This is a genomic window from Aeromicrobium sp. Leaf350, from assembly GCF_916858655.1.
Lineage (GTDB): Bacteria > Actinomycetota > Actinomycetes > Propionibacteriales > Nocardioidaceae > Aeromicrobium.
In genome coordinates this window covers 37,116-54,992 of sequence record NZ_CAKASL010000003.1, presented here as the reverse complement: position 1 = coordinate 54,992, position 17,877 = coordinate 37,116, and the positions used below count along the sequence as shown (strand labels likewise).

The window sequence follows — 17,877 nt, the reverse complement described above, 5'->3', positions numbered from 1 at the left end:
GCGAGCGGTTGACGCCCGTGCTCGGCCACTGATTCATTCCACTGATCAGCCGAGCACGGGTGTCGTCGTTGTCGGGCCCGAGACCGACGACGAGATCGGGGGTTCCCGCGAGGGAAGGGCGACGTCGACCGCTCACAGCACGGCCCTCCGTCGCATGAGGACGGGCGACCCGAGGGAGCCCGTCAGACCGAGCAGGAGCGTGAACCCGAGGGCCAGCGCGACCGGGTTGCCGACGTTCTCGGTCTTCCCGCCGGCCTCGACGTCCGTCAGCGCCATGACCGTCTCCGGCGCCGTTCCCGGATCGGCGAGGACGGGGACGTCCGCGACGTCCCCGAAGGACTCGTCGAAGCTGCCGTCGTCGACGAAGCTCTCCAGGTCGTCCTCGCCGGCGACCGGCGGAGGCACGTACGTGCGCACGGTCTGGGCGATGGCCTTGGTGCGCTCGATCGCCGCGGCGTCGAGCGGCAGGTAGCCGGGCGGGAGCTCGCCGACGCCCGTCCCGGACACCTGGCCGCTCGTGGCCACGTACTCCAGGAAGTTGGCGTACGAGGCGCGGAGCTCGGGCGTGCTGGCCTTCAGGTTGACCGCCGAGTACGTGATCAGGGTCAGCGGGTAGGCGCCCGCACCGACCTTGGCCGGGTCGACGACCGAGACGCCCGGCGTGCCGGTCGCGACGGCGGCGGCGACGGCCTGGGTCATGCCGCTCGCGTCGGGACTCGCGAAGACGCCCCGCTTGTTCGGCAGCTGCAGCTGGGCCTGGTTGAGCTGGTAGTGCAGGGCGGTCGGCGAGTCGATGAGGCCATTCAGGTAGGTGTCCCACGGGAAGCTGAGGCCGTTCGCCCGGTAGCGGCCCGGGGTCACGTTGGGCCCGTTGAAGTAGGACCCGTCCCACTCGGTCTTGGACCCGGTATCGGCGCGGAAGACCAGCGACGCGGCCTGGTGGTAGTTCTCGGCGTACGGCCAGGCCTGCAACGAGTCGTAGCGCAGCGTCTGGTTGAGCTGCAGCTGGATGACGCGCGGCATCTTGGTGTCGTCGGACTTGCCGATCGTGTCGAGGGGCGTGTCGCACAGGCACATCGGCGTCCCGTCGGGCTTGACGAGGCCGACCTTCGTGAACGCGCCCGGCACGGGGTCGAGGCTCGTGGAGAGCCGGTCCGGGCTCGTGTTCTCCCGCATCGTCGGGACCTGGGCGTTGGCCGATCCCTGGGGCAGGAAGTACGGGTTGATCCGCATGCCGGAGTTGCCCTCGTCGCCGGGCAGCACGTTGTCGGGCTCCCCGGCCAGGAAGGCCCGCGCGGCGTCGTCGGCCTGCAGGTACGCCCAGACCTGGCTGATCGCGTCCGATCCGGACGGACCCGTGACGATGAGCTGGCCCTGGTCCATGTTGGCCGGGACGTTCGGGTTGAGGGCCGTGAACTCCGGGTCACGGCTCAGGTACAGCGGGTTGGTGTTCCAGCCCGGCACGGGGTCGATGTTGCGGTAGAAGGCCCCGCCACCGAGGGCACCGTAGGACTGCGTCAGCATCTTGGCGATCAGGCGGGGGCTCAGCCTGATGTCGGTCACGACCTGCCGTTCCTTCGACGCGATGAAGGCGATCGAGACGGCCGAGACCGTTGTCGGCGCGTAGACGAGCGCGGCGTCGCGCAGCTGCTGGGCGCCCTCCTCGTCGAGTCCTTCGGCGGTGACCGGACGGTTCGTCATGACGAAGGTCGACTGACCCGCGACGAGCTGGTCGCGAGCCGTGGCGTCGGCGACCGTGTTGAGGGTGAAGGCCGTGCCGGCCGTCGAGCAGAGCTGGCGCTGCCACGACGACATCGCGGATGCCGCGAGCTCGGTGCCGACCAGGCGGACCTCCTGGCTGCCGGCCGCGCACGCGCTCCGCACGGGCTGGAAGTCCAGCGGCACGACGATCCGGTTGGCCCAGTAGTCGCAGGCCGGGTTGACCGGCGAGCCGAGCTGGGCGACCTGCTCCTCCGGGATCCCGAGGCCGGGCAGCTGGCAGTTCGGCCGCTCGACGCTGGCGTGCTCGCCGCGGGGCACGATCACGAGGTAGCAGGCCCTCGTGGGGTCGGGCGCGCCGCCGCAGCCGAGGTGCGGAGCGGTGGCCGCCGACTGCGTCTCGAAGCCGAAGCTCGTCGTGCCGTCGTTGCCGACGAGACCGAGCTGCTCGTTCGAGGTCGTCGGGGCGAAGAGCTGGTCGACGCGGGTCACGCCGGCCGGCGCCTGCCCCAGGCCGATCGGCAGGGAGGAGTACGCGGTGCCGTCGGCGGAGCGGAACGGGACGTCGACCTCGGTGCCGCCGCGGGTCACGGGCGACCCGGCCGGCCCGAGCTGCGTGAAGGTCGAGGCCTGCTGCGGGGAGGCGGCGTAGCCCGCGGCCCCGAACTGGCAGTTCTCGTAGAACTCGGCGGACGCCGGGTCACCCCAGCACTGCATCGCCTGGACGAAGTTGGCGCCGACCGTGACCGGGCCGGTGCCGAGGTTGAGCTGGCGCGTCGGCCCCGGCATGCCCGTGACCGTGACGCCGACGACCTCGTCGGTCAGGTTCTCGGTCTTGGAGACCGTGACCTTGACGTCGTCGAAGTCGCTGAAGTGGATGCTCGCGGGATCACGCTGCGGCTGGAGGGCCGCGGCGTCACTCGTGTCGCCGTTCCAGCTGATCGTGATGGCGCTGCCGCTCTCGCCCGCGGCGTCCGCCCCCGGCGCAGCGGCGATCATCATCGCCACGAGGCCGAGGGCCGACAGCGCGGCCACGACGGTGCCGAGGCGGCCCGTCCAGCCCAGCTCACGATCGGTGATCACCACGGCGGAGGCACCCCCGAGCGGCGGGCCCGCCGACGGGTTCCCGCTAGCGGCGGCACCATCGCGAAGACCAGCAGGGCCAGGCCGATCGTGACCATCAGGACCGTCAGCGGGATGCCGAGGCCTTTCGCGGGCAGCGACTGCGGCTCGGCATAGGCGAGCTGCACCTCGCCGTCGGCACCGATGGTCGAGCCGTCACCGGCGGCGGCCTCGCCGCCCGGTCCGGCAGCACCGCCCGGACCACCCGCCGCGGCGTCGTCGCCGCCGGCGGCACCGTTCGACGTCGCCGTCTCGGTGTCCTGCGCACCCCCCGTGCCCTTGGTGCACTGGACCGGACCGACCTTGTCGCAGTCGGCCGGCATCGGTGCGGTGTTCGCCAGGCGGTTGGAGCCGTCCGGGCTGAACGTCGGGTTGTTGCACTGGTTGATGCCCTTGACCTGCGGGTCACCGCCCGGGATCTTCAGCATCTGCGCCTGCCCGGCCTGCACCAGGTTGATCGGCAGCGGGGAGTAGCCCAGCGTCTCGGCCTGCTGCTGGCCCTCGCACAGGAAGTACGACGCGAAGTCGGCCAGGGTGCGTCCCTTGCCGGCCGAGAAGCCGTAGTCGGCCGTGGTCGGCACGATCATGTACGAGTACGACGACAGCGGGTAGGTGCGCGGATCGGCCGAGTTGTACACGCCCGTGAGGTTCTGGGTCAGGTAGTCGCGCGAGCTCGGGTCCTCGTTGATGCGCGAGCCCAGGAGCGCCACGGCGACGTTCGAGGCGGTCGGCTCGGTGTAGTACCCGCCGGCGTTCAGCACCTTCGCGACCGGGTAGCGGGCGTTGAGGGCGTAGGAGTACTCGACGTAGGTGATCGAGCCGACGCGCTGGGGGTTGGCGACGTAGCCCGCCACCGAGTTCGAGCCGCTCTGGCCGATCGCGCGCGAGCCGGCGACGATCGGGAAGTTCGAGGTGATGCCGCAGCTCGAGCCGCGCCCGGCGTCCTGGCAGAACTTGTTCCACACGTTCGGGTGCTGCTGGCGCATCCAGGTCGTGAACTGGGCGGTCGTGCCCGATCCGTCGGAGCGGACGACCGGCACGATCGGGATCGCGGGCAGCTTGAGCCCCGGGTTGTCGGCCGCGATCGCCGGGTCGTTCCAGACCGTGATCTGGTTCGCGAAGATCTTCGCCACGACCTCGCCCGAGAGCCGCAGGTTCGTGACCCGACGACCGCCGATCTGCAGGTTGTACATGAAGGCCGTGCCGCCGGCGACGATCGGCATGTAGGCCAGCGGACGCGAGGGTCGTGGGTCGGCCGCGTCGCTGCCGGCCAGGTCGTAGGGGATCTCCGAGACGGCGAAGTCCTTGGTCCCGTTGGCGAACTCCTGGCGTCCGGCGGAGGACCCGTTGGCGCCGAAGCTGATCTTCCACTGGTAGTTCGAGAAGACGTTGCGGATCCACTGGTCGAGCGCGTTCGACGACCACGTGGAGCCGGCGCCCGAGATCGGGGCGTGTGCCGCGGCGGCCTCGGCCGGACGGACCGTCGCCCCCTGGATCACGCCGACGAGCACCAGGACGATGCCCAGTGCCGCCGCGACCTGACGGGTGGTCGAGTGGCGGGTCATCGTCGTCTCCTGGTCGAGCGGTGGGCCCGCGGGTCGAGGAGCACGTGGCCCTCGCGCGCCGCGAAGCGGATGACGTCGCTGCGCGACTGGCGCTGACGGCGAGCGGCCTGGCGGGGCGAGAGCTGGCCCGGGCCGCGGCCGCCGATGACGCGGGCGACGACGAACAGGAACAGCACCAGCAGCATCAGCACCGCGGCGGCGCCGAACCCGCGCGCGACCTGGTTGGGCTCGGGGCTCCGAACCAGGTTGAAGGTCGCCAGCGGCAGCGAGACCATCGGTCCCTCGAACGGGTTGTGGTTCATGTAGGTCGTGTAGCCGGCGGTCAGCAGCACCGGGCTGGTCTCGCCGATGCCACGGGCGGTGCCGAGGATGATCGCGGTCGTCAGGCCGGACCGCGTCGTCGGCAGCACGACGTGCCAGACCGTGCGCCACTGGCTCGCCCCCATCGCGAGGGCGGCCTCCTTGAGGTTGCCGGGCACGAGGCGCAGCACGACGTCGGCCGCGCGGATGATGATCGGCAGCATCATGATCGTCATCGCCAGGCTGGCCGCGAAGCCCGACTGGCCCATGCCGAACGCCACGATCCAGGTCGCGTAGATGAACAGGCCGGCCACGATCGACGGCAGCGCGGTCATGGCCTCGACCACGGTCCGCACGAGACGGGCGAACGGACCGGGCACCTCGCTGAGGAACACCGCCGTGAGGACGCCCAGCGGGATCGAGATCGCCAGGGCGATCGTGATCATGATGAGCGTGCCGACCATCGCGTGCAGGATGCCGCCCTTGTCGAGCGGGTCGATGGGGCCCGCGGCCGACAGGTCGGTCGTCCAGAAGTTCAGGTTCACCAGGGCGTCGAAGGCGCGGGCGAAGGTGAAGATGATGACGCACGCCAGCGCGGCGAACAGCAGCATCGCGATCGCATGGGCGAAGACGCTCGCGACCTTGTCCTTCATCGCCGGGCCGCCGTCGTCCATCGCGACCAGCACGACGTAGTAGAGCAGGAACAGGACGAACGAGATCGCGACGAAGCCGACCGCGCCGCGCAGCGGCATGACCTGCGTGAACAGCCAGGCAGCGGTGCAGATGCCGGCGGCCAGCGCACCGAGCAGGCGGATGACGTCGTCGCGGTGCAGCGTGGAGAGGTTGCGCCGCGTCTGCGGGGGCTTGGTCGCACCCGGCGCCTCGCCGTCGCGGCCGGGCAGGTGCGTGCTGAACAGCGTCGGCTCGTCCGGACGCTCCAGGAGCTCGGTCATCATCCCTCGCTCTCGGCGCCGGAGCGCGACCGGGCGATCACCATCGACGCGCCGAAGTTGATGACCAGGGTCATCAGGAACAGCGCCAGGCCGGCGGCCATCAGCGCGGAGAGCTCGAACTCGCTCGCCTCGTTGAAGCGGAGTGCGACGAGCGACGAGATCGAGTTGGTGCCCGTCTGCAGGATGTTCGGCTGGATCACGAAGACCGGCGAGATCACCAGGTACACCGCGATCGTCTCGCCGAGGGCCCGGCCCAGGCCCAGCATCGTGCCGCCGATGATGCCGCCGCGACCGAACGGCAGCACGACCGACGTGACCATGCCCCAGCGCGTCGCGCCGAGCGCCAGCGCACCCTCGCGCTCACCGACCGGCGCCTGGCTGAACGCCTCCCGCATGATCGAGGAGGCGATCGGCGTGACCATCAGGCCGACGACGATGCCGGCGATGAAGGCCGAGGCGGTGAAGACCGTCGTGGTCGACAGCGGGTCGCCCGGCTCGAAGCCGTCGACGTCGAAGATCGGGATCCAGCCGAAGTGGGTCGAGATCCACTCCGCGATCGGCAGGATCGCGTCGGTCAGCCACAGGAAGCCCCAGAGGCCGTAGACCACGCTGGGCACGGCCGCCATCAGGTCGACGATCGTGATGAGCGAGCGCTTGAGGCCGCGGGGCGCGAACTCCGAGATGTAGAGCGCCGTGCCGATCGACAGCGGGACGGCGAGGACGATCGCGATCGTCGCGATCGTGACGGTGCCGAACAGGACCGCGGCGATGCCGAAGTTGCCCTCGTTGGGCGACCAGGCCTCGGTCGTGATGAAGGCGGTGCCGGCGTCGGTGATCGCGTCGAAGCCGCGCACGAACAGGAAGACGCCGACCAGCGTCATGATCAGGAGCACCGTCGTGCCGCCGCTGCGCGCCGCTGCGCGGAACAGCACGTCCTGCCGGCCACGGACGGTGGAGAGCTTGCGCGGAGTCGCCGAGGCAGCCTCGCGGTGCTCGATCACTTCAGTGGGCATGGTGCTCTTCGATCAGGGGCGGACGGTGTCGGGGAGGGCACGAGGACCTGCAGACGCGCTTGCGCCCGCCGCCTCCGTGTCGTGACCCGCGCTCACAGTAGGAACGCCCCTGGGACGGAACAACCGACGAGCAGGCGTCGCGTGGCGTCTGCCGAGCGCCTGGTCGGTGAACGCTCGGTGAAGCAATCCGTGGAGCGGTTCCCGGGGCGGGGGCCGGGCTCTAGGCTCCTTGGCCAGCCCGATCCACGGGGAGCGCCGAGTCGGCCAGGCCACCGCTCGACCTGCTGGAATCACGGGGAGGACCGGCGTTCGTCGACTCGACGACCAGGCTTCCGCCAGGTGAACCACCGTTCATCCTCGGCGCGAGAAATTTCCGGGCATCGCAGGCAGAAATGGTTCTTTCGGATGGTCCCTCATGGCCCGGTCGCGGGTCGTCGGGTGAGGCATCGGTAGCACCTCGGCACCGTCGGTTCGGACCGGTGGCCCGAGGCCGAAGGTCCGTGCCGGAGACGACGACGGCGTCCGACGGCGTGGGCCGTCGGACGCCGTCGGACGCCGGGGTGGGTTCAGCCGTACGGGTAGAACCCGTGGCCGGACTTCTTGCCGAGCAGGCCGGCGTCGACCATGCGGTCGAGCAGCGGCGGCGGCGAGTAGAGCGGCTCCTTGAACTCCTGGTACATCGACTGGCCGATCGCGCGGATCGTGTCGAGGCCGATCAGGTCCGACAGGGCCAGCGGACCCATCGGGTGGCCGCAGCCCAGGACCATGCCCTGGTCGATGTCGGCCGCGGAGGCGTAGCCCGCCTCGTACATGCGGATCGCCGAGAGCAGGTACGGCACGAGCAGGCTGTTGACGACGAAGCCGGCGCGGTCGGTGGCCTCGATCGGGTCCTTGCCCAGGCCGTCGGTGACGTAGCCGCGCATGCGGTCGAGCGTCTCGGGGCTGGAGGTCAGCGACGGGATGAGCTCGACGAGCTTCATGACCGGCGCCGGGTTGAAGAAGTGCACGCCCATCACGCGGTCGGCGCGGCCCGAGACGGCGCCGAGCTTCACGATCGGGATGGAGGACGTGTTGGAGGCGAGGATCGCGGACTCGTCGGTCACGATCTGGCCGAGGCGGCGGAACAGGTCGAGCTTGATGTCCTCGCGCTCGCTGGCCGCCTCGATCACGAGGTGGCGGTCGGCCAGGCGCTCGAGGTCGTCGGTGAAGGTGATGCGCTCGACCGTCGCGTCGAAGTCCTCCTGCGAGATCTTGCCTCGACCCAGCGCGCGCTCCAGCGACGAGGTTACGCGCTCCTGCGCCGCCTTCGAGGCCTCGGCCGAGACCTCGACCAGCACGACGTCGATCCCCGCGCGAGCGTTGACCTCCACGATCCCCGAGCCCATCAGCCCGCCACCGATCACACCCACGCGCTCGATCGTCATGCTCACTCCCTGATTCTGAGGTTTACCTCATGTTCTCACGGGCGGGCGACACCCCGCGGCACACCCCGGATCGCGCGTGCGCCGTGATGGGATGGACCCATGCGTCGACCCGTGCTCTCCGTGCCGGCCCTGACGGTGGTGCTGGCGGGCGTGCTGGCCCTGGGCGCGTGCTCCGGGTCGTCGGGCTCGGGTGGTTCCGACGCGTCGAGCACCCCGAGTGCGGCGGCCACCGCGGCGCCCGCGCCCGAGGCGCTCTCGGGGTTCAGCTGCGTGGCCGGGGCCGACGGTCTGTGGACCGCGACCGGGACGATCTCGAACGACACCGACGCTCCCGCGTCGTACACCGTGGACGTCTACGTCGGTCCTGCCGACGGGCAGGAGCGCCCGGCGAACCGGGCGGCGGTCGAGAACGTGCAGGCCGGCGAGTCGACGCCGGTGCAGATCGCGGGCGTCACGGCCCAGGGTGATCCGAACGAGTGCCACGTGCGCGTCCTGCGCGCCCTCCCCTGACCCCGGTTTCCCACGAGACCGCTCGATTCCCGCGTCGAGCGCACGAAGTTTCGTGCGCTCGATGCGGGATTCCGACGGTCTCGTGGGAAACCGCGCCGGGGCTAGGGGGTGGCGGGGTCGTCGCGGAGGGAGCGCACCATGCTCTGGAGCGCGCGGAAGGCGGCCGCCTGCTCGGCGTCGCTCATGCCGGCGAGCATCCTCACCTCGACCGATCGCACCGCCGCGCTGGCCTTCGCCAGGGCACGCCGGCCCCGGGGCGTCAGGCGCGCCGGGAGCACCTTGCCGACCGGCGCCTCGCTGGGGCGGGCGACCTGCCCCTCGCGCTCGAGGTGCTGCAGCAGCACGTGCATCGACTGCCGGGTCACGAACGCCCCGCGGGCGAGCTCCGAGCTGGAGAGTCCGGGGCGCTGTGCCAGGAGCTCGAGGCACGAGTAGTGCGTGATCGTCATCCCGAGCGGGCGCAGGACGTCCTCCATCGCGGTCCGGAGCGCGCTCGAGGCCTCCTTCAGCAGGTACCCCAACGACGTCTCCAGGTGGATGCCGGACTCACCTTGACTCATGTCAGTAGTCTGACATACATTCGTATGTGTCAGTAAACTGACACAGACTCAAGGAGCACTTCATGCCCGTCACCGGCCCCGACTTCATCTCCCTCCAGGCGCGCGACCTCGACGCCTCGCAGGCGTTCTACGAGCAGTACCTGGGACTCGTCCGCTTACCCGCGGGCCCGCCGCACGCCGTCGTGTTCGAGACGACGCCGATCGCCTTCGCCCTGCGCGACGTCGTCCCGGGCACCGACCTCGACGCCGCACCCCACCCCGGCACCGGCGCGGCGATCTGGCTCCACGCGACCGACGTCCAGGACATCCACGACGCGCTCGCAGCCGACGGCCACACGATCGTCGCCGAGCCGATCGACGGACCCTTCGGCCGCACCTTCACCTTCGCCGACCCGGACGGCTACCGGATCACGCTCCACGACCGCGCCTGACCGGCCGCAGCCTCAGCCGGCCTGCGCGGCGATCTGGTACTGCTGCGCTTGCCCCGAGCCGAAGAACTGCTGGTTGTCCTCGCGCCACCGCTCGATCGAGGAGTCGTCGGAGCCGTCGACGAGCGCGCCCGTCGAGGCGTAGTTCGGGACCGAGTGGGCACCGGCCGGGCCGCGCTGGCCGTCGACCGAGCCCTCGGCGTCGCTCAGCTCGCGCCGCACCGTGGTCCACTCCGGCCGGTCCGGGTTGTCGGCGCCGTCCAGCATCGGCACGACGTCCTGCGTGTGCTCCAGCGACAGCACCGTGACGCCGTCGGGCACGTCGATCCGGCCGACCGGCGAACCGCCGGTCACGACGCTCGTGACGTTGAACTCGGCTCGCAGGTCCGGGTCGGCCGCCATCGTCATCGCCGTGATCCCGCCCTGGCTGTGCCCGGTCAGCATGACCGGGGCGCCCGGCGGGATGCCGGCCTCGCGCATCGCGTCGGCCACCAGGTCCGCCATGACCGTGTCGTCGCCCGCCATCAGGGCGACGTTGGTCGTGAGGTCGACCGGGTTGTCGCCGCGCTGCGTCGACCAGTCCTGCGTGCCCGGTACCTGCACGACGTAGGACGGCCCGTCGGGGCCGTCGACCGTGATGATCTGCACGCGACCGTCCTGGGTGCCGAGGGCACCCTGCTGCTCGAAGATCGTCTGCACCGCGTGGTCGGCGTCGAGCGAGACCGCCTGCGGCGGGTCGTCGGCCGGGCTGACCGAGAAGCTGCCGGTGTCCTGGAGGTGCCCGGCCTGGCGCAGCAGCGCGGCGAGTCCGGCGACCGAGGTCGTGTAGTCGCCCGCGGGCCAGCGACCCCCGGTGAGGCCCGACAGGATCAGCGGCCCGGCCGGGAGCAGCGCGGCCAGCGTGAACGACGTCCCCTGCACGGCGCCCGGCGCCATGCGGGTCAGCGCCTCCAGCAGCCACGGGTCGTCGTAGATCAGGTTCTGCACCTCGTTCAGCGCGTCGTCCTTGTCGGCGAGCAGCAGCATCGCCAGCAGGCCGGGGCTCGTGACGAGCACTCCCGCAGCACCGACCGCGGCGACCGGCAGCACGGCGCCGAACGTCCAGCCGCCCGCGGTCCAGAACGCCTCCTCCGCACCCGCCAGCGTCGCGTCGGCGAGCTGGTAGACGTCGACCGCGACCCGGAGGTAGCGAGCGGTCACCTCGACCTCGCCGCCGGCCCAGAGCGCACCGTCGGGGCCGCTCGAGGCCGACACGATCGACACCTGCACCGCCGCGACCTCGCCCGGGCAGAGCAGGGAGGCCTGCCAGAGGTCGCCCTCCCCGATCATCCCCGCGAGATTCGTGCCGACCTGACGCAGGTCGTCGCCGGCCAGGTCGAGCACGTCGGCCTGGGAGAGCATGTCCTCGTAGCTCGCCGCGACCCCGCCGGCGCCGCCCCCGACCTGCAGCTCGCCGCTCACGAGACCCGCCCTCTCGCCGCGAGGGCCGAGTCCCACGCCCCCGCCATCAGCGCCGTCAGCTCCGCCGCGAGCTCGTCACGGCTGCGCGGCGCGTGGACCACGCGACGGCCCAGCATCGTCAGGCTGACCCAGCCCGCGTCGGTCAGCAGCCACTGCCGCACGGCGTGGAGGCGCGCGGCGCTGGTCGAGATCGTCAGCGTGACGCTCGCCGTCGTCCCGCGGGCGATCGCACGGATCACCTCCGGGACCTCGTCGAGCCCCGCCCGGCGCGCGGCCGCGGCGGCCACGGGCTCGTCGGCGACGGCGGTGCGCGCCATGACCAGCGCGTCCTCCCGCTCGAGCCCCACTGACCCGTCCGGCAGGTCGCGGACCTCCCCGCCCGGCGGCACGAGTCGCATGACCTCCTCGACCATCCCGCCCGCGCGGCCGGCTCCCAGCTCGACTCCCGGCACCGCCACGGGGCCCTCGGCGCCACCGACGCCGGAGAGCACCGCGCGCAGCGCGACCCCGAGCACCGTCGTGTCGGCCCCGAGCTGCGCCATCACGCCACTGCGGTTCGTGCCGGCCAGCAGCGAGATGCCGACGTCGGCCCGGCCGAGCGCCAGCGCGGCGGCCTCGACGAGCGTCGACTCCGGTGCAGTGGCCGGTGCAGCGGTGGGTGCAGCGTGCTCCCCGAGCGGGCGGAGCGGCGACGACGCGACGTCCAACCCGGTCTCCGCGACGACGGCCGCCCAGGTCGACTCGTCGAGCCCGCTCCTCACAGGCCCGCCCAGTCCAGGACGTCACGACCGGTCTCGGCCAGGTCGTTCGCCCACCCCTGCGCCACGTCGACGACGTCGCCGACACCGTCGCTCACGGCACCGGCCAGCTCCTCGAACGTGCGCCCTGCGGCGGCGAGCAGACCCGCCAGCACCTGCTGGCGCTCCTCCAGCGCCGCAGCGAGCGCGTCGAGCCGGTCGGCCGCCTCGCGATAGCGCTCGGCGATCGCCTGGACCTCGACCTGACGCGCCGCGAGCTCGTCACGGAAGCGCGACGCCGCGTCGCTCACCCAGGCGACGGAGTCCGCCTGCAGCACCTCGCCCGCGACGCCGTCGACCTGGTCGGCCCAGGCACGCACGCGGCGCGCGTGCTCACGCACCTCGGTCGGATCGCCCCCGATCACCATGATTCTCACGGTAGGACCGGGGACGACCGACGTCATCACCTCGAGCGGAAATGGGGAGAGGTCCCCATGTCACGCCCCAGCGATCAGGAGCGGGAGATGCCCACCATCTCGTCGCGCGCGACGACCTTCTTGCGCTCGCGCACGTGCGTGTCGTTCGCGCCGAGCTCGACCTCGTGAGCGTCGAGCTTCTCCCAGCCCTCCCACGTCGTGTACTCGATGCCGCGGCCGTCGAGGTACTTGTCGAAGGCGGCGGGCTCGGGCTGCTCGGCCTGCGCGAGCGACGGGGCGTCGGCCACCAGCATGCCGATCGTCTCGGCCGCGTCGGACTTGGTGTGGCCGATCAGGCCGACCGGGCCGCGCTTGATCCAGCCGGTCGCGTAGACGCCGGGGATGGGCGTGCCGTCGATGTCGATGACGTGGCCGCCGTCGTTCGGCACGACTCCCGCGTTGGCGTCGAAGGGCAGGCCGGGCAGGTTGTCGGAGTAGTACCCGATCGCCCGGTAGACGGCCTGGACGGGCCAGTCCTTGAACTCGCCGGTGCCGCGGACGTTGCCCGTGCCGTCGAGCTCGGTGATCTCGGTGCGCAGACCCACGACCTGACCGTCCTCGCCCAGGATCTCGACCGGGTTCTGGCAGAAGTGGATGTGGATGCGGTGCGGGGCGCCCGAGGGCTCCTTCGCGAGGTAGTTCTGCAGCACGTCGACGACGAGCTTCTGGCTCTTGGCCGCGCGGATCGCGTCCATCGAGCCCTCGTCGAACTCGAAGCCCTCGGGGTGCACGATGACGTCGATCGTGGGCGAGTGCGACAGCTCGCGCAGCTCCATCGGCGTGAACTTGACCTGCGCCGGGCCGCGACGCGCGAACACGTGGACGTCCTTGGCGACGTTCTTCTTCAGGCCCTCGTACACGTTGTCGGGGATCTCGGTCACGAGCAGCTCGTCGGCCGTCTTGGCCAGCACGCGCGCGACGTCGAGGCCCACGTTGCCGACACCGAGGACGGCGATCGACTCCGCGTGCGGCTGGAAGTCCCACTCGCGCGGGGCGTCGGGGTGGCCGTCGTACCAGTAGACGAAGTCGGCAGCGCCGAACGAGCCCTCGAGGTCGATGCCCGGCATCTGGAGGTCGCGGTCACGGCGGGCGCCGGTCGCGAAGACGACCGCGTCGTAGAACTGCTGAAGCTCCTCGAGCTTCACGTCGGCGCCGAAGTTCACGTTGCCGAAGAAGCGGATGTCGGGGTTGCTCATGACGCGCTTGAGCGCCTTGATGATCTCCTTGATCCGCGGGTGGTCCGGCGCGACGCCGTAGCGGATCAGGCCGAACGGCGTGGGGTCACGGTCGAGGATGTCGACGGCGACGCCGTCGAAGCCTTCCGGCGAATCCGACTTCGTGAGGATGTCAGCAGCGTAGACACCGGCGGGGCCGGCACCGACGATGCCGACGCGCAGCTTCCTGGTCATGAGAGCACTCCTGGGATGACGACGACGAAGGCAAGCCTAAAGCGGCCTGGCAACTCGCGGGAAATCCGGTCCGCCATGTGACCGCCTGCGACGTGGCGCAGGTCACATCAGCGGGTGCGGAGGACGTGGACGGCCTTGGCGTCCGAGTCCCAGTGACGCAGCTCGACCGGGGCGCCGACCAGCTCGCGCGGGACATCGGCGAGGAGGTCGAGCGCCTGCGAGAGACCGGCGTCGTCGAGGCGCCGGGCGAGCGTGACGTGCGGGGTCCAGCGGCCCGGCAGCGTGAGGTCGGGCCGTCCCGGCGCGCCGGCCATCGCCTCGTCGACCGCGGCGTGGGTGGCGAGCAATGCGGCGCTCGGGATCACCGCGCGCGACACCACCGACGACCGCCTCCCGCGGAACACCAGGAGCCCGCCGAGTCGGATCTGGTCGGGGAGGGTCACGGCGGCGATGCGGCCGGTCGCCCCCGCATCGAGTGCCGACGCGACGCCGAGCGTGACGTGCGGTGCGTTCGTGATGCCCAGGTGCAGCGCCTGGCTCGGCAGGCCGGCGGAGGCGAGCACGTCCCACTCCGCACGGACGGCGGAGTCGAGCTCGTCGTCGAGAGTCAGCTCGATGGTCTGCGGCACGGCCTCGACCGTAGCGGCCAGGTCAGCCGGCCCAGAAGCCACGGCCGGGCCAACCGCCCCAGCCGCCCCCGTCGGATCCCCCGCCGGACCCCCCAGAACCGCCGCCGCGTCGCGACCCGAGATAGGACTCCACGACCGCGACGCCGAGGTCGTCGAGCTCGGGCGAGACGACCGATCCGCCCACGCGGCGAGCCATCTGGTCGATGAAGCGCGCCAGCCCCGGGTCCTCCCCGAGGCGGAAGAAGGTGGTCTGCGCGCCCAGACGCATCGAGGCCTCCAGCTCACGCACCGACACCGCGATCGTGACCGGGTGCGGCGGATAGCTGAACCAGACGTCGCCGCTCCCCTCCAGGTGCGAGGTGGGTTCGCCGTCGGTCACGATCAGCAGCACCGGCTGGGCGTTCGGGTGCCGGCGGAAGTGCCGGTTCGCGAGCAACAGGGCGTGATGCAGGTTGGTGCCCTTGGCGTACTCGGGCTCCAGAGCGGTCAGCCGCTCGATCTCCATCGTCTCGGCGTGGCGCCCGAACGCGACGAGCTGCAGCGCGTCGCCGCGGAACCGCGTGCTGATGAGCGTGTGCAGCGCGAGCGCCGTGCGCTTCATCGGCACCCACCGCCCGTCCATCGCCATCGAGAACGAGGTGTCGACGAGCAGCGCCACGCAGGCCTGCGTGCGGTCCTCGGTCTCCTGCACCTCGACGTCGCCGATCTGCAGCCGCACACCGTCGCGGGCCATCGACGCGGGCGTGCCACCCTCGCCCACGGTGCGCTGGATCGCGTTGGTCACGGTGCGGGTGACGTCCCACGGCTCGGTGTCGCCGAACGCCCACTCGCGGGTGGCGCCGGAGCGTTCGCCGGCGGCGCCGGCACGCCTCGTCTCGCGCTGACCCCGGCGCCCCGACATCGCCTGAGCCACGTCGCGGAGCAGCGCCTTGCCCAGCTGGCGCATCGCCTTCGGCGTGAGTCGGAGCTGCCCGTCGGTGCCGCGCTGCACGGCCCCCGACTCGCGCAGGGCACGTTCGAGATCCTTCAGGGTCGACAGATCGACGACGCCCTCGTCGCCCAGCTGTCGCGACAGTGCCTCGAGATCGACGTCGTCGAGGTTGGCGCCGCGATACGACTGCGCGAGCTGCTCGGCCAGCGCGTCGAGATCGGCCAGGTCCTGGAACACGCCGGTGCCGTCGCCGAGACCGACACCCTGGTCACCGTCCATCGAGGTGGAGCCACCCCAGTCCTCGCCGGGACGCAACGACTGCAGGCTCGCGTCCAGCCGCCCGAGCGCGTCGTTCAGCTGGGGCGAGCCGAACGCCTGCGCCGAGAGCTGCGCCAGCTCCTGACGCTGCTCGGGCGTCATCGAGTTCATCATGCGCTGGGCCGCAGCCGACCGTCGCGCCATCTCGTCGAGCAGCTCGTCGAGGTCCTGCGGCATCGAGCCGTCCTCGGACCGGAAGTAGTCGCCGTGCTCGTTCATGAAGGCGTCGAAGTCGGCCTGCGTGTCGGTGCCCTCGCGGCGCTTGTCGAGCAGGTCGTTGAGGTCGTCGAGCATCTGGTTGACGGCCGCACGGTCGGCATCCGTGGCGTTCTCGAGCGCGTCCTTCATGCCGGCGAAGCGCTGGTCGAGCAGCTCGCGCCCCAGCAGGTCCTTGATGCGTTCGTAGTCCTCGCGCGCCTGCGTGCTCTTCCACTGGTAGGTCGAGAGCTCGCGGACCGCGGCGGCCGGCGAGCCGGGCAGCGCATCGAGCTGCAGCTCGGCGAGGGCGCGCTCGCCGTCGTCGAGGTCGACGTCGCGAGCGAGCTGGCCGCGCTCGGCCAGCACGGCCCGGTCGAGCAGCTCCTTGACCTCCGCCAGGGTGCCGTCGAGCTTGTGCTGCTGCATCAGGTCACGGCGCTTCTCGGCGACACGGCGCGCCAGCTCGTCCAGCCCTCTCTGGTCGGAGCCGCCGCGACGGAGGAACTCGCGCAGGGCGCGCTCGGGCGAGTACCCCGCCATGACGTCCTCACCGATCGCGTCGAGCGCCTCGCTGAGGTCGACCGGCGGCGCGAGCGGATCGGGTCCGCCGGCGTACCGGCCGTAGCGCGACCCGCGGGTCAGGCGTCGGTTCTGACGGCTCATCGATCGACTCCCACCCTCAGCCGTACACCGTCTCGCCGCCGGCTGAGTCCTTGGCGATGCGGCGAGCCAGGAACAGGCCCTCGAGCGCCAGCTCGATCACGCTGGCCCGCTCTCCGTCGTCGCCGGCCCCGACGCGATCGGCGACCTGGTCGTAGAGATCGGACTCGCCCAGCACGGGGAGCCCGGCGAGGAAGTCCCGGGCGCTGACCTGCTCGCCGGTGCTGACCAGGTCGCCCCCCTCGAGCGCCTCGACCACCAGCCCGAAGTCGATCCCCGCGAAGAGCCCCTGCACCGTCTCGGCCGTGGCGGTGCGCAGCAGGTGGTCGAGCACGAGGTCCTCGCGACCCTCCTCGCCCGACTCGAACTCGATCTTGCCGCCGAGCACGTCGACCGCCGTCTCCAGGTCGACGGGGCGCGCCACCGCCCGCTCCTCGCCCCGGCGCGTCGCACGGTGCAGTGCTGCCGCCGCGATGGTCTCGGCTCCGGCGATCGCGAACCGGGCGCTGACGCCGCTGCGCTGGTCGACGGCCGACGACTCGCGCAGGGCGCGGGTGAACCGTGCCAGCACCTCGATGAGCTGGTCGGGCACCTCGGCGACCAGCTGGGCCTCCTGGCGGACGACCGCGATCTCGTCGACGAGCGCGAGCGGGTAGTGCGTGCGGATCTCGGCCCCGAACCTGTCCTTCAGCGGCGTGATGATGCGCCCGCGGTTGGTGTAGTCCTCGGGGTTGGCGCTGGCGACGACGAGGACGTCGAGCGGCAGTCGGAGCACGTAGCCGCGGATCTGGATGTCGCGCTCCTCCATCACGTTGAGCATCGCGACCTGGATGCGCTCGGCGAGGTCGGGCAGCTCGTTGATGGCCACGATGCCGCCGTGGCTGCGCGGGATCAGTCCGAAGTGGATCGTCTCCGGGTCGCCCAGGCTGCGACCCTCGGCGACCTTCATCGGGTCGACGTCGCCGATCAGGTCGGCGACGCTCGTGTCGGGCGTGGCCAGCTTCTCGGCGTAGCGCGAGTCGCGGTGGCGCCACACGACCGGCAGGTCGTCACCGAGCTCCTCGGCGCGACGGATGCTGGCCACGGTGATGGGCGCGTACGGGTGCTCGCCGAGCTCGGAACCCTCGATGACGGGCGTCCACTCGTCGAGCAGGCCCACGAGCGTGCGCAACAGGCGCGTCTTGCCCTGGCCACGCTCGCCCAGCAGCACGATGTCGTGCCCGGCGATGAGCGCACGCTCGAGCTGCGGGACGACGGTGTGCTCGAAGCCGTGCAGGCCCGGCCAGGGGTCGCGGCCCTCGGCGAGGGCGGCCAGCAGGTTGTCGCGGATCTCGACGCGCAGCGGCTTGTGCACATGGCCCGAGGCGCGCAGCTGGCCGACGGTCGTGGGGGACGGGGCAGTCACGACACCGACGCTACTCCCGCCGTCCACGGCATGCCCGGCGCACGCAGCGAGAGCCCGGG

The 17,877-nt window shown here is 71.5% G+C and carries 15 protein-coding genes; 2 read left to right on the top strand and 13 right to left on the bottom strand.

What is annotated here, in order from left to right:
- Positions 1 to 132 precede the first annotated feature (132 nt).
- The 5 genes from LO931_RS13900 to LO931_RS13880 form a co-directional block, all read right to left on the bottom strand.
- On the bottom strand, positions 133 to 2,805 hold the full coding sequence (locus LO931_RS13900) for a hypothetical protein (RefSeq protein WP_229054351.1): 2,673 nt from the start codon (positions 2,803 to 2,805) through the stop codon (positions 133 to 135).
- Positions 2,799 to 4,406 (bottom strand): phosphate ABC transporter substrate-binding protein PstS, encoded by a 1,608-nt coding sequence (gene pstS, locus LO931_RS13895; RefSeq protein WP_229054350.1) that lies wholly within the window; start codon positions 4,404 to 4,406, stop codon positions 2,799 to 2,801. The genes LO931_RS13900 and pstS overlap by 7 nt, the downstream gene beginning before the upstream one ends.
- Positions 4,403 to 5,659 (bottom strand): phosphate ABC transporter permease PstA, encoded by a 1,257-nt coding sequence (gene pstA, locus LO931_RS13890; protein ID WP_229054349.1) that lies wholly within the window; start codon positions 5,657 to 5,659, stop codon positions 4,403 to 4,405. Before pstA ends, pstS begins: the two co-directional genes overlap by 4 nt.
- Positions 5,659 to 6,672, bottom strand: a complete 1,014-nt coding sequence (gene pstC, locus LO931_RS13885; protein WP_229054348.1) for a phosphate ABC transporter permease subunit PstC — start codon at positions 6,670 to 6,672, stop codon at positions 5,659 to 5,661. Before pstC ends, pstA begins: the two co-directional genes overlap by 1 nt.
- Positions 6,673 to 7,238: 566 nt before the next feature.
- Positions 7,239 to 8,096, bottom strand: coding sequence for a 3-hydroxybutyryl-CoA dehydrogenase (locus LO931_RS13880; protein ID WP_304523524.1), 858 nt, complete (start codon positions 8,094 to 8,096; stop codon positions 7,239 to 7,241).
- Positions 8,097 to 8,195: 99 nt separating this feature from the next.
- Between LO931_RS13880 and LO931_RS13875 the strand changes: the two genes are divergently transcribed.
- Positions 8,196 to 8,606, top strand: a complete 411-nt coding sequence (locus LO931_RS13875) for a hypothetical protein (RefSeq protein ID WP_229054346.1) — start codon at positions 8,196 to 8,198, stop codon at positions 8,604 to 8,606.
- A gap of 101 nt (positions 8,607 to 8,707) precedes the next feature.
- Here the strand turns inward: LO931_RS13875 and LO931_RS13870 are convergent, their stop codons facing one another.
- Positions 8,708 to 9,166, bottom strand: a complete 459-nt coding sequence (locus LO931_RS13870; RefSeq protein ID WP_229054345.1) for a MarR family winged helix-turn-helix transcriptional regulator — start codon at positions 9,164 to 9,166, stop codon at positions 8,708 to 8,710.
- Positions 9,167 to 9,228: 62 nt separating this feature from the next.
- Between LO931_RS13870 and LO931_RS13865 the strand changes: the two genes are divergently transcribed.
- Positions 9,229 to 9,597 carry a VOC family protein gene (locus LO931_RS13865; protein ID WP_229054344.1) on the top strand — a complete coding sequence of 123 codons (369 nt, stop codon included), beginning with the start codon at positions 9,229 to 9,231 and terminating at the stop codon, positions 9,595 to 9,597.
- 12 nt (positions 9,598 to 9,609) lie between these two features.
- On the opposite strand, the gene LO931_RS13860 is transcribed toward LO931_RS13865, so the two are convergent.
- From LO931_RS13860 to LO931_RS13830, 7 genes are all read right to left on the bottom strand, one after another.
- Entirely contained in the window at positions 9,610 to 11,055 is a 1,446-nt protein-coding gene (locus LO931_RS13860) for a hypothetical protein (RefSeq protein WP_229054343.1), read from the bottom strand.
- On the bottom strand, positions 11,052 to 11,816 hold the full coding sequence (locus tag LO931_RS13855; protein WP_229054342.1) for a hypothetical protein: 765 nt from the start codon (positions 11,814 to 11,816) through the stop codon (positions 11,052 to 11,054). The genes LO931_RS13860 and LO931_RS13855 overlap by 4 nt, the downstream gene beginning before the upstream one ends.
- On the bottom strand, positions 11,813 to 12,220 hold the full coding sequence (locus LO931_RS13850; RefSeq protein WP_229054341.1) for a hypothetical protein: 408 nt from the start codon (positions 12,218 to 12,220) through the stop codon (positions 11,813 to 11,815). The genes LO931_RS13855 and LO931_RS13850 overlap by 4 nt, the downstream gene beginning before the upstream one ends.
- An 83-nt stretch (positions 12,221 to 12,303) precedes the next feature.
- Complete coding sequence (locus LO931_RS13845) at positions 12,304 to 13,677, bottom strand: FAD-dependent oxidoreductase (protein ID WP_229054340.1); 1,374 nt, start codon at positions 13,675 to 13,677, stop codon at positions 12,304 to 12,306.
- Positions 13,678 to 13,784: 107 nt separating this feature from the next.
- Positions 13,785 to 14,306: a 2'-5' RNA ligase family protein gene (locus LO931_RS13840; protein ID WP_229054339.1), complete on the bottom strand. Its 522-nt coding sequence runs from the start codon at positions 14,304 to 14,306 to the stop codon at positions 13,785 to 13,787.
- A gap of 22 nt (positions 14,307 to 14,328) precedes the next feature.
- The gene (locus tag LO931_RS13835) at positions 14,329 to 16,416 is read right to left on the bottom strand and encodes a VWA domain-containing protein (protein WP_229054338.1); all 2,088 of its coding nucleotides are present in this window, start codon (positions 16,414 to 16,416) and stop codon (positions 14,329 to 14,331) included.
- Between the two features lie 16 nt (positions 16,417 to 16,432).
- Positions 16,433 to 17,818 carry a sigma 54-interacting transcriptional regulator gene (locus tag LO931_RS13830; protein WP_229054337.1) on the bottom strand — a complete coding sequence of 462 codons (1,386 nt, stop codon included), beginning with the start codon at positions 17,816 to 17,818 and terminating at the stop codon, positions 16,433 to 16,435.
- Positions 17,819 to 17,877 lie beyond the last annotated feature (59 nt).